Genomic DNA, 23,112 nt, shown 5'->3' with positions numbered 1-23,112 from the left:
ATGATGAGCCAGGACCGGTTAATGACCAAGTCCCTGCGCGGTCAGGCCGCAGTGTCTTTCAGCACTTCCGCCGCCAGCGCGCGGGTCACCGGGCGGCGCTGCCGAAGCGCCTCTTCGTCGAGCTGTTCGACCGCTCGCCGCGCCGCCGCGAACGAGCGTTCGATGCGGGTCGCGAGATAGCTGACAATGCTCTCGTCCACACTCATCTGCCGGTCGGCGCAGAACTTGACGATCAGCGCGCGAAACAACTGATCGTCCGGCGGCGTCAGCGTCACCACCGGCACCGCCCGCAACCGCGACCGCAGGTCGTGCAACGTCACCGCGAACGAGGACGGCTGCGCCCGCCCCGTCATCAGGATATAGGCCTCGTCTTCGCGTGCGAGGTTGAGCAGGTGAAACAGCGCGCGATCGTCGAATGACGCGGGGTCGAGATCGTCCACAACCAGCGCTCCGGTCGCGAGCTCGCCCGGCACATTGTCCGGTGTCAGCGTATGTGCCGCGACCGACCGCGCGCCCGCCTCATCCGCCCAGATCGACGCGAGATGGCTTTTGCCGCTGCCCTCGGGCCCCACCAGCATCATCACGCGGTTGGGCCAATCCGGCCACGCATCGATCAGGGCAAGCGCCTGCGCGTTCGCGGAACCTTCCAGAAAATTGTCGCGCGTCAGGCTCTCCGCGTGCGGCAACGCAAGGGCCAATTGACGAGGGCGGACGCGGACTACCACGCAGTCACTCCAGGTACGCAATACGCGGCCATCATCGCATTCAAGGCGTTGGAGCGCCTGCACTCATGTGCCTTGCCCACTCGACGAGATAGAAGGACACCGAAAGCAGCGTCAAGACCGTGACACACAACATCAACGCGATCTCGTAAGGCGCTGTACTGAAACCGAAACCAAGCGATGCCAGCACCAGTGCGGCGAACGCCACCTGCGCCACGGTGTTGAGCTTGGACACCATCAGCGGCTTCATCGGAACGGGATTGTCGAGAATCCACGAGATGATCACCGCGCCCACAATCATGAAATCGCGCGACACCACCAGGATCACCAGCCAGCGCGGAATGTCACCCGAGATTCCGAGCGCGACATAGATCGACACCAGCAGCGCCTTGTCGGCGACCGGATCGAGCAGCGCCCCGATTTCGGTCGCCATGTTGAACCGCTTGGCGAGGAACCCGTCGATAGCATCGCTGACCCCCGCCACGACGAAGATCACAAAAGCGATGGTCATCTGGTTCGACGCGATCGCCCAGACGATGACCGGCACCAGCAAGATGCGGCCAAGAGTGATGATGTTCGGCAGATTCACGCGCTTTTTCCCGGCTCTCCGTCTTTTAGCGGCCCCCCACAGCCTTGCATAGGATGCGGCGGGCGGTCGGATTCCAGCATTGGCGTCCCGTTTCAGGGGGCGCTTTTGCAAATGTTAGAATCGAAGGACCATTGGCAAGTATAAGCTTCCAGAGCAGTTTTGGATTTGACATTCGCATTGCGCGCTTGCGGTTGAGCCGGGTGCGAATGTCAAATCCACTTCAGGACGCCCCGCCGTCAGAAGTCCCGTTCTCCTAGCTATGCACAGCCCGTCCACCAGCCATTGCGCCAGCGCAAAATCCGACGTAACCACCGGCTAACTCACGGAAACCTGGTGTGGTGGTTAGTATGACCGATCAAAAATCCGGCCTGACCTACTCCTCCGCTGGCGTCGATATCGACGCCGGAAACCGGCTGGTTGACCTCATCAAGCCAATGGTGCGCGCCACCGCACGGCCGGGCGCCGATGCCGAAATCGGTGGTTTCGGCGGCCTGTTTGACCTCAAGGCTGCGGGTTTCAAGGACCCTGTGCTGGTTGCCGCCACAGACGGCGTCGGCACCAAGGTCAAGATCGCCATCGAGACCGGGATCCACGGCGGCATAGGCATCGACCTCGTGGCGATGTCGGTCAACGATCTCGTCGTTCAAGGTGCGGAACCGCTGTTCTTTCTGGACTACTTCGCCTGTGGCAAGCTCGACCCCGAGGCCACCGCCTCGATTGTGGCGGGCGTCGCCGAAGGCTGCCGTGAATCCGGCTGCGCGCTGATCGGCGGCGAGACCGCCGAAATGCCCGGCCTCTACAAGGACGGCGACTATGACCTCGCGGGCTTCGCGGTGGGCGCGGCCGAACGCGGCACGCTGCTGCCGCACAAGAACATCGGTCCCGGCGACGCGGTGATCGGCCTCGCCTCCTCCGGCGTCCATTCCAATGGCTTTTCGCTGGTGCGCAAGGTCGTCGAGAAATCCGGCGTGACGTTCGACGCGCCGGCGCCGTTCGCGCCCGTGATGACGCTCGGCGGAGCGCTGCTCACGCCGACCAAGCTCTATGTGAAGTCTTGCCTTGCGGCGATCCGCCAGACCGGCGCGGTCAAGGGCCTCGCCCACATCACCGGCGGCGGCTTCACCGACAATATCCCGCGCGTACTGCCGAAGCATCTCGGCGTCCGCATTGATCTGACCGCCGTGCCGGTGTTGCCGGTGTTCAAGTGGCTGGCGCGCGAGGGCAACATTGCCGAACTCGAATTGCTGCGCACCTTCAACTGCGGCATCGGTATGATCGCGATCGTCAAGCGCGAACAGCTCGCCGAGGTGATGGACGTATTCTCGCAGAATGGCGAGCGCGTCGTGGATCTTGGCGAAGTGGTCGAAGCATCAGGCGACGAGCGCGTGATTTACGACGGCCACCTCAACCTGGCGGATTGAGATGGTACGACGCCGCGTCGCCATTCTGATTTCGGGCCGCGGCTCGAACATGACCGCGCTGATCGAGGCCGCGAAGGCCAAGGACTATCCCGCAGAGATCGTTCTGGTGATCTCCAACATCGCGGGCGCCGGGGGACTGGCAAAGGCGAGCGACGCCGGGATCGAGACCGCGACCGTGGAAAGCAAGCCGTTCGGCAAGGACCGCGAAGCATTCGAGCGCAAGCTGCATGACGTGCTTGTGGCCCACAACATCGAACTGGTCTGCCTAGCAGGATTCATGCGCCTGCTGACGCCGTGGTTCGTCAAGCAGTGGGAGGGACGGATGCTCAATATCCACCCGGCCCTGCTGCCGTCCTATCGCGGCCTGCATACCCACGAGCGCGCGCTGGCCGACGGCGTCAAGATTCACGGCGCGACGGTTCATTTCGTGGTGCCGGAAATGGACTCCGGTCCGATCGTCATGCAGGGCGCGGTCGCGGTGCATGACGACGATACGCCGGACGCGCTGGCTGTGCGTGTCCTCGGCGTCGAGCATCGGATTTATCCGGATGCGCTGCGCCTCGTCGCCAGCGGCGGCACGCGGCTCGAGAACGGCTTCTGCAAGACCGGCAATGCAGGTCCTGATACCGCGCTGATCGTGCCGGCGATTACCTAGACGCGGACTTTGCCGCAGGGGTCACGCGCCACACCATGTTGCCGACGTCGTCGGCCACCAGCAGCGCACCCTGCTTGTCGATCGCCACGCCCACCGGCCTGCCACGCGCTTCTCCCTGGTCGTTGAGAAATCCGGTGAGGATATCCTGCGGCTTGCCGGACGGCATACCGTCCTTGAACGGCACAAAGATCACCTTGTAGCCGCTGCGCGGATTCCTGTTCCATGATCCGTGTTGGCCGACGAACGCGCCATTCTTGAACGACTCTGAAAACAGATCGCCCTGATAGAACGTCAGTCCGAGCGACGCGGTGTGCGGCCCGAGCGCGTAGTCCGGCACGATCGCCTTGGCCACAAGGTCCGGACGCGGCGGGCTGACGCGCACGTCCACATGCTGGCCAAAGTAGCTGTAAGGCCAGCCGTAGAACCCGCCGTCCTTCACGGACGTCATGTAGTCAGGCACGAGATCGCTGCCGATTTCGTCGCGCTCATTGACCGCAACCCACAGCGCGCCGCTCTGCGGCTGCCACGCGGGCCCGTTCGGATTACGCAGTCCCGACGCGAACACCCGCGACGAGCCTGTCGCGATGTCGATTTCGAGAACGGCCGCGCGATCCTTCTCTGCCTCCATGCCGTTTTCGCCGACATTGCTGTTGGAGCCGACGGTCGCATAGAGCTTCGTCCCGTCGGGACCGGCGATCAGATCCTTGGTCCAGTGATGATTGCGCCGGCCGCCTGGCAGATCCGCCACCTTGGTGCCGGCCGTCGTGATCCTGGTGTCGCCGTCGCGGTAGGTGAACTTCATGATCGCATCGGTGTTGGCGACGTAGAAATCATTGCCCACCAGCGCCATGCCGAACGGCGAATTCAGATTTTCGAGAAAGACGGATTTCGTCTCGGCCTTGCCATCGCCGTCCGCGTCACGCAGCAGCGTGATGCGGTTCGCGCTCGGCACGCCTGCGCCTGCACGTCCCATCACCTTCTTGGTTACCCACCCCTTGATTCCGCCGCCGTCATCGGGCTTCGGCGGGGCATTGGTTTCCGCAACCAGCACGTCGCCGTTCGGCAATACGAACAGCGTGCGTGGATGATCCAGGCCGGACGCGAGCGCCGTCACTGAAAACCCGTCCGCTGCCGTCGGCTTTTCACCGGATGGCCAACCCGTGGCGGTGGCGATCTTGACCGTCGGTATCCACGAACTCTTCGGCTCCGGCAACGTCGGCTTGGGGCCGTAACCCTGCTCAATGGGGACGTTCGCCTGCTCATTGCAGGCGGCCAAGGTCAGGGCAAGTGCCCCAAGCAGAAGGATGGTGCGGCTATTGCTGTACATATTGATCCTCAGTGTCCTCTGGCAACGCACAGGCCAGCCAACCGTTCAAGGTACGAAACAGCGATCACGCAGAATTCACGCTCTGCGCCGCCGAACTCGAAGGCACAAACAAAAACCCCCGGCTGGTGGCCGGGGGAGCATCGCATTCCCGTTATGTCGCGATCAGGAAACTTTCAGGTTTTCCGCGGATGACTTGCCGCGATTATCCACGAGATCGTATTCGACAGTCTGGTTTTCGTTGAGGGTGGAAAGCCCTGCGCGTTCCACCGCCGAGATGTGAACGAACACGTCCTTGTCACCGACCACCGGTTTGATGAACCCGTAGCCTTTGGTCGGGTTGAACCACTTCACCGTACCTTTTGCCAACGTCCGTCTCCTCGTTCAGATATAAAAAAGACGCGGTCACGCTCATCGCGTGCCACGCCGCTAGCGGGCTTCAAATGTTTTGCTGGATGTAGTGTCTTCCAAGTGCACAGCCGAACGGCCCAAATCCGATTGCAGCAACAATCCCAACACGAAAATTTCGTCTTAGCAAGACGGTACGAAGCCACAAAATGCCTGTGGCGCGAGCAACACAGAGGGTGCGAATGGCTCCGGTCTGCGCGGCGGCACGTTGACGCAAGCGTTGGATTCGCGGCTAATCGCGGGACGCGGTTGCAGCAAATCCATTTGAGTTCCGTTTTTATGAGAATGACAGCATCGCGACCGGGCTTGAGGCGCATGAAGGTGCTGCACGCGACTGTGGCCGGCCTGACCGCGATGTGCGCGGCCTCAAACGCCAGCGCACAATTCGTACCACCCGTCCCGGGCGTCACTGACAACAACGCCCAATTCTCGGTCAACGCCGCGCAATTCGACATCGGCAGCAGCTTTCTGCAACGTCTCGCACGTGAAGCGACCTACGGATACGCAGCGCGGGATAATTCCGGCGGCGGTGGCGCGTCGCAAAGCACCGCCGAGCCGCTGTACCGGACATGGGCGGAAACCTACGGCATCCGCGCGCGCACGGCCGCACAAGGCACCTTCGTCGGCGACAAGCGCGGGACGCTTGGGATCGTCGGCGGCATCGGCACCACCGTTGCGCCCGGCCTGAACGTCGGATTTTCGGTCGATCAGAGTCACACCTGGATCGATGTACCGCTCGCGCTGCAATCCGCAACGCTCGGCATGACGCAGCTTGGCGTCAACGCATCATACGTCAACGGCCCGTGGACGGTGGCGATGGCGGCGGTTCATGGTTTCGCGCGGATCAGTTCAACCCGCGCCACATTGATCGGCGGCGCGCTCGCGAACTATCGCGGCAGCATCGACGGCGTGCTCGGCGAGCTCAACTATACCTACTCCTTCGGCCAGAGCCGGATCGTGCCCAAGGTCGCACTCGAATACGTTTCGGCGCGCACAGACAGTTTCTCGGAGGTCGGCGGCCTCAATCCGGTGACGGTCGCCGCCGGGCACGGCGAACGCGCCCGTGTACTGGCCGGCGCGGAAGTCGGCCATTACTGGATCGTCGGCCAGCAGGCGATCGACGTGTCGGTGTATGGCAAGTTCGTCGATAACTTCGCGCAGAACATCGGCGCGGTTCAGGTCAGCCTCGGCAACAACGCGATCAGCGTGCAAGGCATTGGCGAAAGTCGGAACGGTGCCGACGCGGGTGCTGCCGCGTCCTGGATCTTCAGCAATGCGGCTCGGCTTTACGCCAACTACGACGGCAGGTTCCGCGACGGATACCAGTCGCACCAGGGGACGCTGGGCGTCGAGTTGAAGTGGTAATGCGCTAAGTGTCGCGGCCTCAGGCCGCCGCAGGTGCTTCGTGTTCGCGCAATGCGCGGCGGCGCCAGACCGTACCCACCGCCAGCACCACGATCACGCCGAGCAATGCGAGCGTGATCTCGCCGATCTCGCCATCGAACTTGAGATGCCTGGCGAAGCCGAACATCGTCGAGGTCGTATCGAGATCGAGCGCGATGTGGCCGTTGAGCACACTGTGCAGCAAGGGCACAACGGCAGGATCGGTGGCGATCACCTCGCCCGCGATCCAGCCCAGCAGTGCTGCGCCCAGCCAGATCAAGGCCGGCATGCGGTCGAGCAGCGCCATGATCAGCGCAGCTCCGGCCACGATCATCGGAATGCTGATCGCAAGGCCGAGCACCATCAGCACGATGCTGCCGTTGGCGGCGGCCGCGACCGCGATGACGTTGTCGAGGCTCATGATGATGTCGGCGATGGCGACGATGCGCACCGCCGCCCACAGATGGGCCGCGGCCTGCACGCCGTCCTCGTCTTCCTTTTCAGGCACGAGGAGTTTCGCCGCGATGACGATCAGCGCCAGTCCGCCGATCAGCTTGAGGAACGGAATCGTCATCAGCGTCACGACGATGAAGGTGAAGATGATGCGCAGGAAAACCGCAACACCCGCACCCAGCACCATGCCCCATACGCGCTGACTGGGTTGCAGTCCGCGGCATGCCAGCGCAATCACCAGCGCGTTGTCACCGGACAACAGCACGTTGATCCAGATGATCTTGGTCAGGGCGACCCAGAACTGGGGGTGCTGAATCTCACTCTCGAACTGAGTGACGAGACCGCCGATGGAGGCGGGATCGAAGATCTGCGCAATCCAGTTCACGTCAAAGGCCCCCCGGCCAATTTAGTGCGGCTGTTACTCAGCCGACGATTTCATTTCCTGCAAAGAACTGCGCGATCTCGATCGTCGCGGTTTCGGCAGCGTCCGAACCATGCACCGAGTTCTCGCCGATCGACTTGGCGTGCGCCTTGCGGATGGTGCCGTCAGCGGCCTTCGACGGATCGGTCGCGCCCATCACGTCGCGATACTTCAGGATGGCGCCCTCGCCTTCGAGGACCTGGACCACCACCGGGCCGGAAATCATGAAATCGACCAGTTCGCCGAAGAACGGACGCGCCTTGTGCACGGCGTAGAACGTCTCGGCCTGGGCGCGGGTCATCAGGATGCGCTTTTGCGCAACGATCTTCAGTCCGGCCTTTTCGATAATGGCGTTGACGGCGCCGGTCAGATTGCGCGCGGTCGCGTCCGGCTTGATAATCGAAAAGGTGCGCTCAATCGCCATGATAACTGTCCTTGGAAGGGTCTGTTGGAAGGGTTGCCGCGCTTATAACGGCGCGGTGATGCGACGGCAAGCTGGTATACCAGAGCCCGCCCGGGATGGACGACATCACGCCCCCGATACCCCCGCAGCGCGCTCCTGCCAAGCCCTGCTTCGATTTTATCAACCTCTCCCAAGGCTTACTTCCAAGCTTACTCCGATTTCATCAACATGAACGCTGACTGACCCGGCCAGCACGGTCAGGTTCAGGATCGCGGGTCTAACTTTATGAGCAGCGAGGTTTGGCGTATCCCGCCCACGCCTCGCAGCGAACTTAAGGAGATGACCATGTTTCGCAAACTCGCACTTGTATGCATCGCGGCGGCAGCTCTCGGTGCGGCTGCATTGACGCCTTCGGCTGCCTCGGCGCGGGAATGGCGCAGCGTCGGTGTCTTGGGTGGCGGCGGACACGGCGGCTGGCACGGTGGACATGGCGGTCATCACCACCATCATCATCGTGGCTGGGGCGGTCGCGGCTGGGGCGCTCCGAGTTACTTTGCAGGTGGCGGTTACGGCGGCTGTTACGTGCGCCGTCTGGTTCCGACCCCGTGGGGCTATCGGGAGCGGCTGGTAAATCGCTGCTACTGATCCAGCGATTGCTTTCCTGACTTCCCCGAACCCGGTTCCCGGACTTGACCGGCCGCCAAAAGCGGCCGGTCTTTTTTCGCACCGGCGGATCGAACCATCCGCACGGACGCATCGACAGACATGCAGGGACACATCAAGGCGCCCCGCGCCAAACCGAAGGAGACTTGTCATGTTGCGCAAACTCGTTCTTGGACTGGCTGCTGTCGCTGCTCTGTCCACCGCCGCCATGCTTCCCACCGCCGCTTCAGCCAAGGGCAAGGGCTGGCATCATCACCATCATCATGGTCACCATCACGGCCACGGCCACTGGGGTGGCGGGTACGGCTTCTTCGCCGGCGGCTACGGCGGCGGTTATGGCGGCTGCTACGTGAAGCGCCTGGTCGATACGCCGTATGGCCTGCGCTACCGCGTGGTGAACGTCTGCTACTAAGCAGATCGCAATCCGCTTCTCCCAGACTTCAGGCCCCCGGCAGGTGACACTGTTCGGGGGCTTTCTTCATCCTCATCGCAAGTTCCCGGTTCCCGAAGTTTTAATTTTTACCGGTTGCTCACCATCCGGCGCGAACGTCTGAACGAATTCACCCCTGTGGACTTGGTCCGGTGTAATTTGAATTGAAGTTGAAACGAATTGGAACACGCCATGCCCAATCGAGTCGACACGCGGGACGTCCATCTCGATCACATCCACTGCGAGGCCGTCTGGCAAGGCATCGGCGAAAAGCTGCGCGATGCGCTCAATCGCGAGTCGCCGGACATGTCGCAGCGCCTGCGCGCGGTGATCGCACGTTTGCCCGAGCTCGATGGCGAAAAGGCTCCCTCGCTGGTGCCGGACATGCAAACGCGCTAGCGCGTTTGCTCCAATAGCCGGGTCGCGCACGCCAAAAGCGCCGCCATCCGTCACAATTCGACCTGACAAAGCAGTTGCGTTCGGCGGCCTGTTTCGTAAAAGCCCGCCATGCTCTCCATCAATGACATCTCCATCCGGATCGCCGGACGCCTTTTGATCGACCAAAGCACGGTGCAAATCGTGCCGGGCGCGCGCGTTGGCTTCGTCGGACGCAACGGCGTCGGCAAATCGACGCTGTTTCACGCCATTCGAGGCGAATTGCCGACAGAAACCGGCTCAATTTCGATTCCGCCGCGCTGGCGCGTGGGCAGCCTCGCGCAGGAAGCGCCCGATGGCCCGGAGAGCCTGATCGACGTCGTTCTCAAGGCGGATCTGGAGCGCGCCGCGCTGCTGCATGAGGCGGAAACCGCCCACGATCCGCATCGCATCGCGGATATCCAGACCCGGCTCGTGGACATCGATGCGCATTCCGCCCCTGCCCGCGCCGCGGCCATTCTCTCCGGCCTCGGTTTCTCCGCCGCCGATCAATTGCGCTCCTGCTCGGAATTCTCCGGCGGCTGGCGCATGCGCGTGGCGCTGGCGGCGACGCTGTTCGCGGCGCCTGACCTTCTTCTGCTCGACGAGCCGACCAACTACCTCGATCTTGAAGGCACGCTCTGGCTCGAGGATCATCTTGCGAACTATCCACGCACCGTGATCGTCATCAGCCACGACCGCGACCTGCTCGATACGTCCGTCGATCAGATCCTGCATCTCGATCGCGGCAAGCTCACGCTCTACAAGGGCACCTATTCGTCGTTCGAGGAACAGCGCGCCACCCGCGAGATGCTCGACGCCAAGCATGCCAAGAAGCAGATGGACGAGCGCAAGCGGTTGCAGGCGTTCGTCGATCGCTTCAAGGCGAAGGCTTCGAAAGCCAAGCAGGCGCAATCGCGCGTGAAAATGCTGGAGCGGATGAAGCCGGTCACGGCGCTCGTGACGCAGGACGTTCGCGAGATCACATTTCCGACGCCCGACAAGATTCTCTCGCCGCCTATTATCGCGGTGGACGGTGTGTCGGTCGGATACGATCCGGCAAAGCCGGTGCTCAACAACGTCACGCTGCGCATCGACGACGATGATCGCATCGCGCTGCTCGGCTCCAACGGCAACGGCAAATCGACGCTGGTGAAACTGCTCGCCGGCAAGCTCCCGCCGTTTTCCGGCAAGGTCGTGCGCGCCGACAAGCTGTCGGTCGGATACTTCGCGCAGCATCAGACCGACGAACTCGATCTCGAGGGCTCGGCTTACGATCATCTGCGCAGGCTGATGCCGCACGAGACGGAAACCAAAGTGCGCGCCCGCACCGGCGCCATCGGGTTTTCCGGCAAGGCTGGCGACACCAAAGTGAGTTCGCTGTCCGGCGGCGAGAAGGCGCGGCTTCTGCTCGGGCTTGCGACATTCTACGGCCCGAACATGATCATTCTCGACGAGCCGACCAACCATCTGGATATCGACAGCCGCGCAGCGCTCGCGGAAGCCATCAACGACTTTCCCGGCGCGATCATCATGGTCTCGCATGATCGCTACCTGATCGAAGCCTGCGCCGATCAGTTGTGGGTGGTCGCCGACCGCGCCGTGACGCCTTACGACGGCGATCTCGACGACTATCGCCGGTCTGTGCTGACCGCGCGCGGCATGCGCGCTTCAAGCCGCGACCGCGCTGGCAATGAGCGCGGCAACGGCCGCGACAAACCGCAGCGTCCCAAGGAAAAGCGCGTCCCGCTCAAGCAGAAAATCTCGAACGCGGAAAGCGAGATCGCGCGGATCACCGGCATCATCGAGAAGATCGATGTCGCGCTTGCCCTGCCCGATCTGTTCAAGCGCGATCCGAAACAGGCAGCACAACTCACCAAGGCCCGCGCAAGTGCGGCCGATGCGCTGCAACGCGCAGAGGACGAGTGGCTGGAAGCAAGCTCGTCCTACGACGAAGCGGCAGGCTGAAAATTTAGGAGCGCTTCTTGGTCCCGCGCGCGGGCTTCTCGGGCGGCGGCACATCGACACGTTCGATCGACGTCAGGCGGCCGGACGTGAATGTATAGGCGCCGGGGCGCGGTCCGCTCCGCCAGGTAATGAGCGCGACGCGGTCACCGCGCGCATTGCTCGACAGGTTGACGTTGTCGGGCGCGACAGGAATCGCACGCGCGACATCGCATTCGGTATGACCCAGCGCGACCGGAGCCACGGAGACCTGACCTTCCGACGATGCGTTGGCATCGGCAGGCGCGCCGGCTGCAGGCATGCCCGGACATTGACCATCTGACGAAATCAGGTCGCTCTGCGAGACTTCCTTCGACGAACTCAGCGGCGGCGTTTCAATCGCGCTATTGCCGCCTTTGAAAATCCTGCCTGGTCGCGCGAACCATTCCTGGTCCTTGAGCGAGAAGTCGGACAGTCCGCCGCAGCCAGCCATCATGGGGGCCAGGATGACAAGGGCCGCCAACTGCCGGACATGGATGCTTTTACGCAGGACGCTCAAATTCGTTCTCACACCAACTTCAGCGCTTGCTGCGCGTTTCGGAACCAGGACATCACTTAAAGCAAATGCCTAAAGAATCATTTGCGCGTCTTTGGGCGACAAGATGGAACACTCGCCGATCACTGCGCTCGTCTGGCCTTCCACCACCCCTTTGCGGCACCATGGTGGCTAACCGCCGGTCTGGTCAACGAAAAAAGACTGTATTGTTAACGCGGACCGGCGCGCAGCGCGGCGAGAGAAGCCGCGTTACGCAATTGTCATCGTGCTTCAGCTTACGCCCGCTTCTGCCATTTGCCGCGTTCATCGGTCTGCCAGTACGTCAGATCCAGACCGCGCGATTTGCCGTCCGCCCAAGCCGCGCGAGCGACGCTGAGAGCTTCATCGTCGTCGCCGTTGAAAACGAGAACCACGCGGTCATATGTCGCGCAATCCTTGGGCAAACCTGCGGCATCGACGATAAACCTGACATTGGCATTGTTCGGATTGCCATCATCCACGGTGAGAACGATCGGTTGGTTCGCGACGTCGCTCTCCCGCCATGTGCTGTGCGGCAAAAAGGAATCGTCGCGATACGTCCACAGATGCGCGTCGAGCACTTCCGCGCGCTCTTCCGATCCGGTCTGCACAGCGACGCGCCATCCGCGCTCAAGCGATTTCTCAAGCAGCGGCGGCAACACCTTCTCAAGTGCCGTATCTTGCAGATGATAGAACAGGACTTCGGTCATCGCGTGCCGCCAGGTTGCAAGTCGTCATTGCGAGCCAACGGGTCGGCGCAAAGCGCCGCCCGATGACAGGCTCCGCGAAGCAATCCAGCCTTGGAAACAGCAAGAACTGGATTGCTTCGTCGCAAGCGCTCCTCGCAATGACGCCGAAGGGCCTTCAGCGCTTCGCCTCGTAGTTGTCCGCCACCAGCTTGTTCAGCAAGCGCACGCCGTATCCCGATCCCCAGCTGCGGTTCAGATCCGACGCGGGAACCCCCATCGCCGTACCGGCGATATCGAGATGCGCCCACGGCGTATCATCGACGAAACGCTTCAGGAACTGCGCCGCGGTGATCGAACCGCCGTTGCGGCTGCCGGTGTTCTTCATGTCGGCGAACTGCGAGTCGATCTGCTTGTCGTATTCGGGACCGAGTGGCATGCGCCACACGCGCTCGCCGGTCTCCTGCCCCGCAGCCGTCAGACGTTCCGCAAGCTTGTCGTCATTCGAGAACATGCCTGCGTAATCGACACCGAGCGCAACCATGATCGCGCCGGTGAGAGTCGCCAGATCGACCATGAACTTCGGCTTGTGCTTTTTCGCCACATACCAAAGCACGTCGGCCAGCACGAGGCGGCCTTCGGCATCGGTATTAATGATCTCGATGGTCTGTCCCGACATCGATGTGACGATATCGCCGGGCCGCTGCGCGTTGCCGTCCGGCATGTTTTCAACGAGGCCGATCGCGCCGACCACATTCACCTTCGCCTTGCGTGCGGCCAGCGCGTGCATCAGGCCAACGACGCAGGCCGCGCCGCCCATGTCGCCCTTCATGTCTTCCATGCTGCCGGCCGGCTTGATTGAAATGCCGCCGGTGTCGAAGCACACGCCCTTGCCGACGAAAGCAATTGGCTGCTCACCGGCCTTGCCGCCGTTCCAGCGCATGATGACCATGCGGCCGTCGTGTTCCGAACCTTGCGAGACGCCGAGCAGCGCGCCCATGCCGAGTTTCGTCATCGCCTTGACGTCGAGAATCTCGACCTTGACGCCGAGTTTCCGCAGCAGTGCTGCACGCCGCGCGAATTCCGCGGGGAACAGCACGTTCGGCGGTTCATTGACGAGATCGCGCGCGACCAGCACGCCGTCCACAATATGATTCTCCGGCGCGAACGCCTTGCGTGCCGCAGCGACATCGGCGACCGCGACCGAGAACTGCGCGCGCAGCGGCGCGTTGTCGCCGTCCTTTTTCGTGGTCTTGTAACGGTTGAACCGATAGGCGCGCAGCCGGACGCCCGATGCGACCGACGCGGCCTGCGATCCCTTCATCGCACCCGATGGAAGCTCGGCGAGAACCGTGACGGCCTCCGTGCCGGCGGTGATCTTGGCGGCGATCTTGCCGCCGAATTTCAGGAAGTCGCGGTCCTTCAGCGAAGCTATCTTGCCGGCGCTGAGGACGATCAGGCGGCCGGCCTTGAGGCCTTCCGGCGCCAGGATATCCATCGTGGAGCCGCTTTTCGCCTTGAACTGGTTCATTGTCGCGGCGCGTTTGACGGCGTTCGCCGCAGTTCCCAGCGCCTTGATCGTTGCGGGCCCGAACTTGAGCGTTTCGTCGCAGAACACCACCAGAACGCCGCGTGGGGCAGCGGAAAACGGTACGAAGCCGACCTTCACGGCGTCGGTCATAAGCAAATCCTCCAGATAGTCGCGGCTTGCGCAGCAAAGGGACCAGAATCCGGCGGACGCTCAGATTCGGGACATAAGACGGCGCACTATGACGCGTTCCGGCGTGCGCTGCCAAGCGCGCCGCAATCAAGCCCGCCTACGGCAGCAGCCGCTTGCCCCCGGAGTGGCCCCAAAGCAACGATGATGTTTTATTAACCACAGTTGGCACCCAGCCTCAGGTCGGCCATTTTGTTGACCAATCAAAGGGATGCTATGAAATAAGAATGTGCCGGAAAGCTCGATTCCGCGCCTGGGGGAACTTCGCAAGAGGTTTGGGCGCGCTCACGAAATCCGGCTGGAGTTGGGGATACAACTGCCCGATGGGCTCGATCGATACCACTGTTGCCCGGACGGCAATGCCGTCGTCCGCCCGGACTATCGCGACCGCACGGCTCGTCCGGCGGTGGGCGTTGGCGTGAGGCGGAAGCGCGCATGGTAACGACAATTCTCGCACGCTATTTCGCCGCCCGTTTCGTGATCGCATCGGTCATGACCTTCGGCGCGATCTTCGTGCTGGTCATTACCGTCGACTACATCGAACTGATGCGCCGCGCCGGAAGCGTGCCGAATCTGTCGGGTCTCTTTGTCGCGCAGACCGCGCTGTTTCGCGTGCCGCTGTCGCTCGAAAAACTGATGCCGTTCTGCATTCTGATCGGTGCAATGGTGTCGTTCCTCGCCTTGTCGCGACGGCTCGAACTCGTGGTGGCGCGCGCCTCCGGCATCTCGGCCTGGCAGTTCATAACTCCTGCCCTGCTCAGCGCACTCATCCTCGGTGTCCTTGCAACTGTGCTCTACAATCCGATGTCGGCGGAGATGCTCGAACGCGCCAAGAGCATGGAGACCAAGATCTTCACTGATGGTGCGCCGGCGAACCAGGATGGCGCAGGCTTCTGGCTCAATCAGTCGACCAGCGAAGGACAGAGCATCATCAACGCCGCCCGGAGCCAGGGACAAGGCGCGCTCCTGACCGGCATCACGGTATTCAGATACGACACGTCCGGCGTTTTCAGGGAACGAATCGAGGCGAAGGAAGCCACCCTTGAACCCGGCCAGTGGGTGTTCAAACAGGTACGCAGGTACAAGCTCGATAGCCCGCCAGAGGAACAAGATACCTTTACACTGGTCACGAGCCTCACCCCGGCCCAGGTCCGGAACAGCTTCTCCACTCCCGAAACCGTGTCATTTTGGCAACTCCCGGACTACATCAGATCGTCCGAGAACTCCGGCCAGGCCACAGCCGGTTACCGCCTGCAGTACCAGAAGCTCATCGCACGCCCATTTTTACTGGCTGCAATGGTGATGCTCGCAGCCGCTGTGAGCTTGCGGTTCTTCCGCTTCGGCGGCGTGCAAAAGATGGTTTTGAGTGGCGTTGCAGCAGGGTTTCTGCTCTATGTCCTCTCGAAAGTAACTGAAGATTTAAGCAAGGCCGAGTTGATGCATCCGCTCGCTGCCGCGTGGTTGCCTGTTTGCGTGGGCGGCCTCTCGGGATTTTTGGCTTTGCTGTACCAGGAGGACGGGTAGTGGCCGTTGTCGCCGCCCTCCAAGGACGGACGCCTGCGTTCAGGCGGCGCATTCGCTTGCGCCGTCAAAGCTTGGTCATGTCTGCAGTTCTGGGGCTTGGCCTGGCAGCCGGCTTCGGCAACGCGGGTGTGACACCCGCGTCGGCCCAGCAATCCTTCCGATACAATCCCCAGCCGCCCAAGCCGCCCAAGCAGAAGCCGGCCCAGCAGGCCAATGACGGGCAGATGCTCGTGCAGGCCGCGGAGGTCAATTACGACTACAACAATTCGCGTGTCTCGGCGGTCGGCAGCGTCCAGATCTACTACAACGGATCGACGCTCGAGGCCGACAAGGTCATCTATGACCAGAAGACCAAGCGCCTGCATGCCGAAGGCAACGTCCGGTTGACCGACCCTGACGGCAAGATCACCTACGCCAACCTGCTCGACCTGTCGGACGATTACCGTGACGGCTTCGTCGATTCGCTGCGGCTCGACACCGCCGATCAGACCCGCATGGCGGCGACGCGCGCGGATCGCACCGGCGGCGAGGTCACGATTTTCCAGAACGGCGTCTACACTGCCTGCGCAGCCTGTAAGGACAATCCGAAGAAACCGCCGCTGTGGCAGGTCAAGGGTGCGCGCATCATCCACAACCAGACCGAGAAGATGCTGTACTTCGAGGACGCGCGCCTCGAATTCTTCGGCCAGCCGATCGCGTATCTGCCGTTCTTCTCGACGCCGGACCCGACGGTCAAGCGCAAGAGCGGCTTCCTGATTCCGAACTATTCGTCGAGCACGCGCTACGGTGTCGGCATCGAGGTGCCCTATTACTTCGCGTTGGCTCCAGACTATGACGCGACCGTGTCGCCGCGCTACACCACCAAGCAGGGCCTGTTGTTGCAGGGCGAATTCCGTCAGCGCCTGATCAATGGCGCTTACGAAATCCGTGGCTATGGCATTCGCCAGAACGATCAAAAGCAGTTCAACGGCGAACCCGGCGATCGCGAGTTCCGCGGCGGCATTGATACCAAAGGCCAGTTCGCGTTGAACGACAAATGGGTCTGGGGCTGGGATGCGGTCGCCGTCTCGGATAAATCGTTCTTCTTTGACTACGGCTTGGGCCCGTACAAGAACGCGCTTAACGCATTCCTGCTGACGCCCGATACGGGCTTGTCGCAGATCTATCTCACCGGCGTCGGCAACCGCAGTTATTTCGACGCGCGCGTGATGCACTTCCTCGGCTATTCGGCCGCCGACGATCAAAGCACAATTCCGATCGTTCATCCGGTGATCGATTATTCCAACGTGCTCAACCGCAACGTTCTCGGCGGCGAGTTCAGCTATAAGGCAAACTTCACCAGCCTGAGCCGCCAGACCGCCTCATTTGACGCGATCAACCCGACAGCATTCGCCGCTGGGTATTGCCTGCCGACCTCGGCCGACCCGCTGGCGAGAACCCGATCGCAATGCCTCCTGCGCGGTATTCCCGGCGACTACACGCGGCTGACGGCCGAGGTGGAATGGCGCCGGTCGTTCACCGATTCCATCGGGCAGATCTTCACGCCGTTCGCGTCGCTGCGCGGTGACGTGATCAGCGCCAACATCGACAACCAGCCTGGCGTTTCCAATTACCTGCCGATCGGCTCGACGCAGACAGCGCGCCTAATGCCGACGGTCGGACTCGAGTATCGCTATCCATTCATCAACGTGCAGCCATGGGGCACGACGACGATCGAACCGATCGGCCAGTTGATCATCCGGCCGAACGAACCGAGCGCCGGCCGCCTTCCCAACGAAGACGCACAGAGCTTCACGTTTGACGACAGCAATCTGTTCCGCGTCGATAAATTCTCCGGCTACGATCGCGTCGAAGGCGGCGGCCGCGCCAATGTCGGCGTCCAGGCGACGACGCAGTTCGACCGTGGCGGCTTCGTCAATGTGTTGTTCGGACAGTCCTATCAACTGTTCGGCCTGAACTCGTTCGCCGTGCAGGATCCCACCAACACCGGCATCGGCAGTGGCCTTGAAACCGCCCGCTCCGACTATGTCGCTCGCATCGCCTATCAACCCAACAGAATTTACAGTCTGATCGCCCGCACCCGGCTCGACGAGGCAACGGGAACTGTGCGGCGTTTCGAACTCGAAGGCCGGGCTAGTTTCGACCGCTTCGGGGTGAGCCTGCTGTACGGCAATTACGACGCACAACCTGAACTCGGCTTCCTCACGCGCCGCGAAGGCGTCGTGGCCACCGGATCGATCAAGGTAGCCACCAACTGGATGCTGTCGGGCGCACTGCGCTACGACATCGCTAACCAGACGGTCAATCAGTACATCGTGGGCGCGGGCTACGTAGACGACTGCTTCATCATCGCGGCCAACTACATCACGGACTACGCGTATACCTCGAAGAGCTACACGAGTCCCGTCACCGATCACCGCATCATGCTGCAGATCGGCCTGCGCACCATCGGCGGCACGTCATTTAGCGCTGCTCAGTAATATTCTGGTAGCTGGGTGGTGCAGCCAACTCGATTGCAGGTTTCAGGGCGCGCACCGTATAGTCACGGGAACCGCCGGGAGCATCGGATGCGCGTATTAACGCCGCAAACTCGGGGTTGATATTGCTGAATACCCGCTGGAATCTCCAGCCTCCGCCAAGACCGGTTTGATGACGGGTTTGAATATGATCGCGACTTTTCTTTTTCGCTACGCACGAACAGCTGCACTCGCGGCCGCCCTGCTCGCCGTGTCGGGTTTCGGCTCGACTGTCATGGCGCAATCCGTAGCGGCCATGGTGAATGGCGAGGCCATTACCAATTTCGACATCGAGCAGCGCATCAAGCTGACCAAGCTTACGACGCAGAAGGCGATCTCGCGGCAGGAAGCGCTCGAAGAACTGATCGACGACAAGCTCAAGGTCAAGGAAGCCAAGCGATACGGCCTCGATATGTCATCGTCTGACGTCGACGGTGCGTACGGCAACATGGCGTCGCGCATGCGCATGAATCCCGAGCAGTTGTCGAAAACGCTGGAGGGCCACGGCATCCGTCCCGAGACGCTCAAAAACCGCATCAAGGCCGACATGACATGGGGCAACCTGGTACGCGGGCGGTTCCAGTCGAACCTGCTGGTGCCGGAGAAGGACCTCGCCGGAATCGAACCGTCCGACACCAAGGAAGGCGAAAGCTTCGAGTATCTCGTTCGTCCGATCGTTCTGATCGTGCCGCGCGGCTCGCCGTCGAGCGCCATCGAAGCACGCCGCAAGGAAGCGGAATTGCTTCGCAGCCGGATTCAGAGTTGCGATGAAGCGCAGTCGCTGTTCCGTTCGATGCGCGATGCCGCGATCCGCGATCAACTGACCAAGACCTCGGCGGATCTGCCGCCGGCCTTGCGTGAACTGCTCGACAAAACACCTGTCGGCAAACTGACGCCGCCGGAAGTCACCAAGCAAGGCGTCGAAATGGTGGCGCTGTGCAGCCGCAAGCCGACCAAGGCGGACACACCGGCCAAGCGCGCGGCGCGCGAGAAAATTTATAACCAGAAGTACGAAGCCAAATCCAAGTCGTATCTTCAGGAAGTCCGCAAGGGCGCGATGATCGAGATACGAAAATAAATGAGCTCAACCGCGACAGCGCTGCCATGATCAGAGCCGCCATGAGCAAAGCGCTGGCGCTGACGCTCGGCGAGCCCGCAGGCATTGGCCCTGACATCGCGATCGCGGCATGGCTGAACCGCCGCGAACTCGACCTTCCCGCATTCTACCTGATTGGCGACAGCGCGTTCATCACGGAGCGCGCCCGCGTGCTGGGCGCAACTATCGCACTCGCCGATGCGAGCGCCGAGGATGCCGCGGAACTCTTCGCCGACGCGCTTCCGATCGTCAAAACAGGAATCGCGGCCACAGCGAAACCCGGCAATCCCGACGACAGCAGCGCACCGGCGGCCATCGCATCGATCCGCCACGCCGTCGCGGATGTGATTTCCGGACGCGCCAGCGCGGTGGTCACCAATCCGATCGCCAAGAGCGTGCTCTATCGCGCGGGCTTTTCCCATCCGGGCCATACCGAATTTCTCGCGCAGCTTTCCGCAGCCGTGAACGGCACGGTGCCGCATCCGGTGATGATGCTGTGGTCGCCTGAGCTTGCCGTCGTTCCGGTGACGATCCATCTGCCGCTGCGCGACGCCATCGCGCAGCTCACCAGCGATCTGATTGCCCGGACCGGACGCATCGTCGCGGCGGACCTGAAAGCGCGGCTTGGCATTGCCCGCCCGCGCCTTGCGATATCCGGGCTCAACCCGCATGCCGGCGAGGACGGCACCCTCGGCACCGAGGATCAATCGATCATCGCACCGGCCGTTGCCATACTCCAGCAGGACGGCATCGACGTGCGCGGCCCGCTTCCCGCCGACACGATGTTTCACGAAGCCGCGCGAAAAACCTACGATTGCGCGATCTGCATGTACCACGATCAGGCATTGATCCCGATCAAGACCATCGCATTCGACGATGGCGTCAACGTTACGCTGGGCTTGCCGTTCATCCGCACCTCGCCGGATCACGGCACCGCATTTGATATCGCAGGCACCGGCCGCGCCAATCCATCCAGCCTGATCGCGGCGCTTCGCCTTGCCGCACAAATGGCGGCGGCATCAAACACATGACCGCCATCGACGACCTGCCGCCGCTCAGCGACGTGATCCGCCGCTTTGAACTCTCCGCGCGCAAATCGCTTGGCCAGAATTTCCTGCTCGATCTCAACCTGACATCACGCATCGCGCGTGCAGCTGCACCGCTGGAAGACGCCACCATTGTCGAAATCGGCCCCGGCCCCGGAGGACTGACCCGCGCGTTGCTGGCACAGGGCGTCAAGCGCGTGATCGCTGTGGAACGCGACGAGCGCGCGATCCCGGCCCTTGAAGAAATCGCGCAGCGCTACCCCGGCCGCCTCACCATCGTGAACGCCGATGCGATGACATTCGATCCGCGACCGCACCTCAACGGGGAGCGCGCCAAGATCGTCGCCAACCTACCCTACAATATCGCGACCGTGCTTCTGATCGACTGGCTGTGCGCCGAGCCGTGGCCGCCGTGGTACGACATGATGGTGCTGATGTTTCAGCGCGAAGTCGCCGAGCGCATCGTCGCCCGCGAGAATGACGATGCCTATGGCCGGCTCGGCGTGCTGGCGAACTGGCGCGCCGAAACCAAGATCCTGTTCGACATCGCACCCGGCGCCTTCGTGCCGCCGCCCAAGGTCACGTCGTCCGTGGTGCGGCTGATCCCGCGCGCCGCGCCCGAGCCCTGCGACCGGCGTGCGCTGGAGCGGGTCGCCGCGGCGGCATTCGGCCAGCGCAGAAAGATGCTGCGGCAGAGCCTCAAATCGCTCGGCGTCGATCCGGCCGCCCTTGCCGCCGCGGCAGGCGTCGAACCGACCCGCCGGGCCGAGACTATTCCGGTGTCCGGCTTTGTTGCCATGGCGCGGGAATTGACCGATATAACAGCCGCAAAATCAAAGACACCGTAACGGAGAAAGCCCAATGGCTCAGATGCGCCGCCAGTCCCTCGTGAAGTTCGATGCTCCGCTCTGCGAAACCATCGTGGAGAGCCCGAAGCCTCAAGGCCGGGAAGTTCTGGTGCGCATCGAGCGCTGCGGCCTGTGCCATTCGGACCTGCACATCCAGGACGGCTATGCGGATCTGGGCGGCGGCAAGAAACTCGACACCACGCGCGGCATGGTTCTCCCGTTCACGCTCGGGCATGAAATCGCCGGCGTTGTCGATGAAGTCGGTCCCGACGTGGACAAGGCGCTGATCGGCGCGAAGCGCGCCGTTTTCCCGTGGATCGGCTGCGGCCAGTGCCGCGACTGCCAGAACGGCGACGAGAACCTGTGCGCCAAGCAGCGCTTCCTCGGCGTCTCGATCGACGGCGGCTTTGCCACCCACGTTCTGGTGCCGGATGCGAAATATCTGCTCGAGTACGATCCGCTGCCGGTCAACGTCGCGGCGACCCTGATGTGCTCGGGCGTCACGGCCTATGGCGCGCTCAAGCGCCTTGTCGATCGTCCGCGCCAGCGCAACATCCTGCTAATCGGTCTCGGCGGCGTCGGCATGATGGGTCTTTCGTTTGCCGGTGCGATGTTCAAGCAGCCAATCTCGGTGGCCGACCTTAGCCCCGCTGCACGCGAGACCGCGCTCAAGAACGGCGCATCGGTGGCCTACGATCCGTCCGAAGCCGACATCGTCAAGCGCATCCTGAAGGAAACCGATGGTGGCTTCGACGAAGTGGTCGATTTCGCGGGCAACGAGAAGTCCATGGCATTCGCGATGGCGGTGCTAGCGCGCGGCGGCAAGATCGTCGTGTCGGGCCTGATGGGCGGCAACTTCAGCGTGCCGATGGTGCAATGGATCTACAAGCGCATGACCATCGAAGGTTTCATGGTCGGCACGCTCGCGGAAGGTCATGAGTTGATGGCGCTGGCCCGCGCTGGCAAACTCAAGCCGACCCCAATGCAGGAAGAGCCGATGGCCGATGCACAGAAGTGGATCGACCAGTTGCGTGCCGGCAAGGTCGTCGGCCGCATCATGCTGAAAAACTGACGTCCAGCATCGGACTAATCGGGCCGAACCGCAGTCCAGATCACGTGGCGCGCGCCGCCACGTGGTCCGTTGGCTCGAACCGGGACTTCATTCACATCGAAGCCGGCCTTGCGGAGCCGCTGGGTGAAACGCGGATCTGGTCCTGACGACCACACGGCCAGAACGCCGCCGGGTCGCAGCGCCACACGCGCCGCAGTCAGCCCTTTCAGATCATACAGCGCATCGTTGGACTCGCGAGTCAGGCCCTCGGGGCCGTTATCGACGTCGAGCAGGATGGTGTCGTAAGCCGCACGTGCAGACCGGATGATCTGGCTGACATCCTCTTCGCGGATCGTGACGCGCGGATCCGTCAGACTTTCGCCGAACATCTCCGCCATCTCGCCGCGCGCCCACGCCACGACGGACGGCACCAGTTCGGCGACAACGATCTCGGCTTTGGGGCCGAGCACAGCGAGCGCCGCACGCAGCGTAAATCCCATGCCGAGGCCACCGATCAGCATGCGTGGCCGTTCGCGTGTCTGGATGCGTCTGCACGCGAGCGTGGCCAGCGCCTGCTCCGAACCGCTGAGGCGGCTGTTCATCAGTTCGTTCTGGCCGAGCTTGATGGAGAATTCAGTTCCGCGGCGCATCAGGCGAAGTTCGCCGCCGCCGGGAATTTGCGCGGTATCCAGCAGGGTCCAGGGGATCAACGATCGAGTCCTCAAATGTTCAGCGCGACGCGCAGCGCATGCTCTCGTTACGCCATGCAGGTTCCCGAATGCCAGCCAGAATTGAGCAAATGGCCGCCTGCGCGCCCGCCCGAA

The 23,112-nt window shown here is 62.4% G+C and carries 23 protein-coding genes; 13 read left to right on the top strand and 10 right to left on the bottom strand.

All coding sequences use genetic code 11. The features are described from left to right. Positions 1-41: 41 nt before the first annotated feature. Positions 42-725, bottom strand: a complete 684-nt coding sequence (locus tag YH63_RS17435) for a DnaA ATPase domain-containing protein (RefSeq protein ID WP_046826511.1) — start codon at positions 723-725, stop codon at positions 42-44. Between the two features lie 40 nt (positions 726-765). Further along, positions 766-1,311 carry a CDP-alcohol phosphatidyltransferase family protein gene (locus tag YH63_RS17430; protein ID WP_046826512.1) on the bottom strand — a complete coding sequence of 182 codons (546 nt, stop codon included), beginning with the start codon at positions 1,309-1,311 and terminating at the stop codon, positions 766-768. A 347-nt stretch (positions 1,312-1,658) separates the two neighbouring features. Between YH63_RS17430 and purM the strand changes: the two genes are divergently transcribed. Together purM and purN are read left to right on the top strand one after the other, a co-directional pair. Then, on the top strand, positions 1,659-2,732 hold the full coding sequence (gene purM, locus YH63_RS17425; protein WP_046826513.1) for a phosphoribosylformylglycinamidine cyclo-ligase: 1,074 nt from the start codon (positions 1,659-1,661) through the stop codon (positions 2,730-2,732). A 1-nt stretch (position 2,733) separates the two neighbouring features. Then, a complete protein-coding gene (gene purN, locus YH63_RS17420) occupies positions 2,734-3,387 on the top strand; it encodes a phosphoribosylglycinamide formyltransferase (RefSeq protein ID WP_046826514.1) in 654 nt (217 codons plus the stop codon). On the opposite strand, the gene YH63_RS17415 is transcribed toward purN, so the two are convergent. Both YH63_RS17415 and YH63_RS17410 read right to left on the bottom strand, forming a co-directional pair. Then, the gene (locus YH63_RS17415) at positions 3,380-4,714 is read right to left on the bottom strand and encodes a PQQ-dependent sugar dehydrogenase (protein WP_046826515.1); all 1,335 of its coding nucleotides are present in this window, start codon (positions 4,712-4,714) and stop codon (positions 3,380-3,382) included. The two genes, purN and YH63_RS17415, sit on opposite strands and share 8 nt — an antisense overlap. A 162-nt stretch (positions 4,715-4,876) precedes the next feature. Then, a complete protein-coding gene (locus YH63_RS17410) occupies positions 4,877-5,080 on the bottom strand; it encodes a cold-shock protein (RefSeq protein WP_046826516.1) in 204 nt (67 codons plus the stop codon). Between the two features lie 354 nt (positions 5,081-5,434). Here YH63_RS17410 and YH63_RS17405 point away from each other — a divergent pair, with 354 nt between their 5' ends. Further along, positions 5,435-6,484, top strand: a complete 1,050-nt coding sequence (locus YH63_RS17405) for an autotransporter outer membrane beta-barrel domain-containing protein (RefSeq protein ID WP_246658078.1) — start codon at positions 5,435-5,437, stop codon at positions 6,482-6,484. Positions 6,485-6,503: 19 nt separating this feature from the next. On the opposite strand, the gene YH63_RS17400 is transcribed toward YH63_RS17405, so the two are convergent. Then, positions 6,504-7,340: a TerC family protein gene (locus YH63_RS17400; protein ID WP_046826518.1), complete on the bottom strand. Its 837-nt coding sequence runs from the start codon at positions 7,338-7,340 to the stop codon at positions 6,504-6,506. A 37-nt stretch (positions 7,341-7,377) separates the two neighbouring features. Next, positions 7,378-7,800, bottom strand: coding sequence for a nucleoside-diphosphate kinase (gene ndk / locus YH63_RS17395; RefSeq protein WP_046826519.1), 423 nt, complete (start codon positions 7,798-7,800; stop codon positions 7,378-7,380). A 324-nt stretch (positions 7,801-8,124) separates the two neighbouring features. Here ndk and YH63_RS17390 point away from each other — a divergent pair, with 324 nt between their 5' ends. From YH63_RS17390 to YH63_RS17375, 4 genes are all read left to right on the top strand, one after another. Continuing rightward, positions 8,125-8,424, top strand: coding sequence for a sulfur globule protein precursor (locus YH63_RS17390; protein ID WP_083992690.1), 300 nt, complete (start codon positions 8,125-8,127; stop codon positions 8,422-8,424). Between the two features lie 169 nt (positions 8,425-8,593). Then, positions 8,594-8,854 (top strand): hypothetical protein, encoded by a 261-nt coding sequence (locus YH63_RS17385; protein ID WP_046826520.1) that lies wholly within the window; start codon positions 8,594-8,596, stop codon positions 8,852-8,854. 210 nt (positions 8,855-9,064) lie between these two features. After that, positions 9,065-9,271: a hypothetical protein gene (locus tag YH63_RS17380; RefSeq protein WP_046826521.1), complete on the top strand. Its 207-nt coding sequence runs from the start codon at positions 9,065-9,067 to the stop codon at positions 9,269-9,271. 108 nt (positions 9,272-9,379) lie between these two features. Continuing rightward, positions 9,380-11,254, top strand: a complete 1,875-nt coding sequence (locus YH63_RS17375; RefSeq protein ID WP_046826522.1) for an ABC-F family ATP-binding cassette domain-containing protein — start codon at positions 9,380-9,382, stop codon at positions 11,252-11,254. 4 nt (positions 11,255-11,258) lie between these two features. On the opposite strand, the gene YH63_RS17370 is transcribed toward YH63_RS17375, so the two are convergent. From YH63_RS17370 to YH63_RS17360, 3 genes are all read right to left on the bottom strand, one after another. After that, positions 11,259-11,789, bottom strand: a complete 531-nt coding sequence (locus YH63_RS17370) for a hypothetical protein (protein WP_170978706.1) — start codon at positions 11,787-11,789, stop codon at positions 11,259-11,261. A gap of 272 nt (positions 11,790-12,061) precedes the next feature. Further along, positions 12,062-12,514, bottom strand: coding sequence for a DNA polymerase III subunit chi (locus tag YH63_RS17365; protein WP_046826523.1), 453 nt, complete (start codon positions 12,512-12,514; stop codon positions 12,062-12,064). A 154-nt stretch (positions 12,515-12,668) separates the two neighbouring features. Next, entirely contained in the window at positions 12,669-14,171 is a 1,503-nt protein-coding gene (locus YH63_RS17360; protein ID WP_046826524.1) for a leucyl aminopeptidase, read from the bottom strand. Between the two features lie 471 nt (positions 14,172-14,642). Here YH63_RS17360 and lptG point away from each other — a divergent pair, with 471 nt between their 5' ends. The 6 genes from lptG to YH63_RS17325 all read left to right on the top strand — a co-directional run bounded on the left by lptG (position 14,643) and on the right by YH63_RS17325 (position 22,309). After that, on the top strand, positions 14,643-15,731 hold the full coding sequence (gene lptG, locus YH63_RS17350) for an LPS export ABC transporter permease LptG (RefSeq protein WP_046826525.1): 1,089 nt from the start codon (positions 14,643-14,645) through the stop codon (positions 15,729-15,731). After that, the gene (locus YH63_RS17345; RefSeq protein ID WP_170978705.1) at positions 15,731-18,211 is read left to right on the top strand and encodes an LPS-assembly protein LptD; all 2,481 of its coding nucleotides are present in this window, start codon (positions 15,731-15,733) and stop codon (positions 18,209-18,211) included. Before lptG ends, YH63_RS17345 begins: the two co-directional genes overlap by 1 nt. Positions 18,212-18,395: 184 nt before the next feature. Continuing rightward, positions 18,396-19,325, top strand: a complete 930-nt coding sequence (locus YH63_RS17340; protein WP_046829436.1) for a peptidylprolyl isomerase — start codon at positions 18,396-18,398, stop codon at positions 19,323-19,325. Between the two features lie 41 nt (positions 19,326-19,366). Further along, positions 19,367-20,374, top strand: coding sequence for a 4-hydroxythreonine-4-phosphate dehydrogenase PdxA (pdxA, locus tag YH63_RS17335; protein WP_046829437.1), 1,008 nt, complete (start codon positions 19,367-19,369; stop codon positions 20,372-20,374). Next, positions 20,371-21,237, top strand: a complete 867-nt coding sequence (rsmA, locus tag YH63_RS17330; RefSeq protein ID WP_046826526.1) for a 16S rRNA (adenine(1518)-N(6)/adenine(1519)-N(6))-dimethyltransferase RsmA — start codon at positions 20,371-20,373, stop codon at positions 21,235-21,237. Before pdxA ends, rsmA begins: the two co-directional genes overlap by 4 nt. 13 nt (positions 21,238-21,250) lie before the next feature. After that, positions 21,251-22,309 (top strand): alcohol dehydrogenase, encoded by a 1,059-nt coding sequence (locus YH63_RS17325; protein WP_046826527.1) that lies wholly within the window; start codon positions 21,251-21,253, stop codon positions 22,307-22,309. A 14-nt stretch (positions 22,310-22,323) separates the two neighbouring features. Here YH63_RS17325 and YH63_RS17320 read toward each other — a convergent pair whose 3' ends face one another. Further along, positions 22,324-22,998, bottom strand: a complete 675-nt coding sequence (locus YH63_RS17320) for a spermidine synthase (RefSeq protein WP_046826528.1) — start codon at positions 22,996-22,998, stop codon at positions 22,324-22,326. Positions 22,999-23,112 lie beyond the last annotated feature (114 nt).

Origin of the sequence: Afipia massiliensis (genome assembly GCF_001006325.2) — a bacterium.
Classification (GTDB): Bacteria; Pseudomonadota; Alphaproteobacteria; order Rhizobiales; family Xanthobacteraceae; genus Afipia; species Afipia massiliensis_A.
Note: the sequence above shows the minus strand (reverse complement) of the source record. Positions and strands in the feature narration are given on the sequence as shown.

Bases quoted from the DNA above. Each gene is read 5' to 3' on its own strand.
- rsmA (WP_046826526.1), top strand. From the start codon at position 20,371: ATGACCGCCATCGACGACCTGCCGCCGCTCAGCGACGTGATCCGCCGC.
- pdxA (WP_046829437.1), top strand. From the start codon at position 19,367: ATGAGCAAAGCGCTGGCGCTGACGCTCGGCGAGCCCGCAGGCATTGGC.
- YH63_RS17325 (WP_046826527.1), top strand. From the start codon at position 21,251: ATGGCTCAGATGCGCCGCCAGTCCCTCGTGAAGTTCGATGCTCCGCTC.
- purM (WP_046826513.1), top strand. From the start codon at position 1,659: ATGACCGATCAAAAATCCGGCCTGACCTACTCCTCCGCTGGCGTCGAT.
- YH63_RS17390 (WP_083992690.1), top strand. From the start codon at position 8,125: ATGTTTCGCAAACTCGCACTTGTATGCATCGCGGCGGCAGCTCTCGGT.
- purN (WP_046826514.1), top strand. From the start codon at position 2,734: ATGGTACGACGCCGCGTCGCCATTCTGATTTCGGGCCGCGGCTCGAAC.
- YH63_RS17415 (WP_046826515.1), bottom strand. From the start codon at position 4,714: ATGTACAGCAATAGCCGCACCATCCTTCTGCTTGGGGCACTTGCCCTG.
- ndk (WP_046826519.1), bottom strand. From the start codon at position 7,800: ATGGCGATTGAGCGCACCTTTTCGATTATCAAGCCGGACGCGACCGCG.
- YH63_RS17340 (WP_046829436.1), top strand. From the start codon at position 18,396: ATGATCGCGACTTTTCTTTTTCGCTACGCACGAACAGCTGCACTCGCG.
- lptG (WP_046826525.1), top strand. From the start codon at position 14,643: ATGGTAACGACAATTCTCGCACGCTATTTCGCCGCCCGTTTCGTGATC.
- YH63_RS17380 (WP_046826521.1), top strand. From the start codon at position 9,065: ATGCCCAATCGAGTCGACACGCGGGACGTCCATCTCGATCACATCCAC.
- YH63_RS17360 (WP_046826524.1), bottom strand. From the start codon at position 14,171: ATGACCGACGCCGTGAAGGTCGGCTTCGTACCGTTTTCCGCTGCCCCA.
- YH63_RS17365 (WP_046826523.1), bottom strand. From the start codon at position 12,514: ATGACCGAAGTCCTGTTCTATCATCTGCAAGATACGGCACTTGAGAAG.
- YH63_RS17385 (WP_046826520.1), top strand. From the start codon at position 8,594: ATGTTGCGCAAACTCGTTCTTGGACTGGCTGCTGTCGCTGCTCTGTCC.
- YH63_RS17405 (WP_246658078.1), top strand. From the start codon at position 5,435: ATGAAGGTGCTGCACGCGACTGTGGCCGGCCTGACCGCGATGTGCGCG.
- YH63_RS17375 (WP_046826522.1), top strand. From the start codon at position 9,380: ATGCTCTCCATCAATGACATCTCCATCCGGATCGCCGGACGCCTTTTG.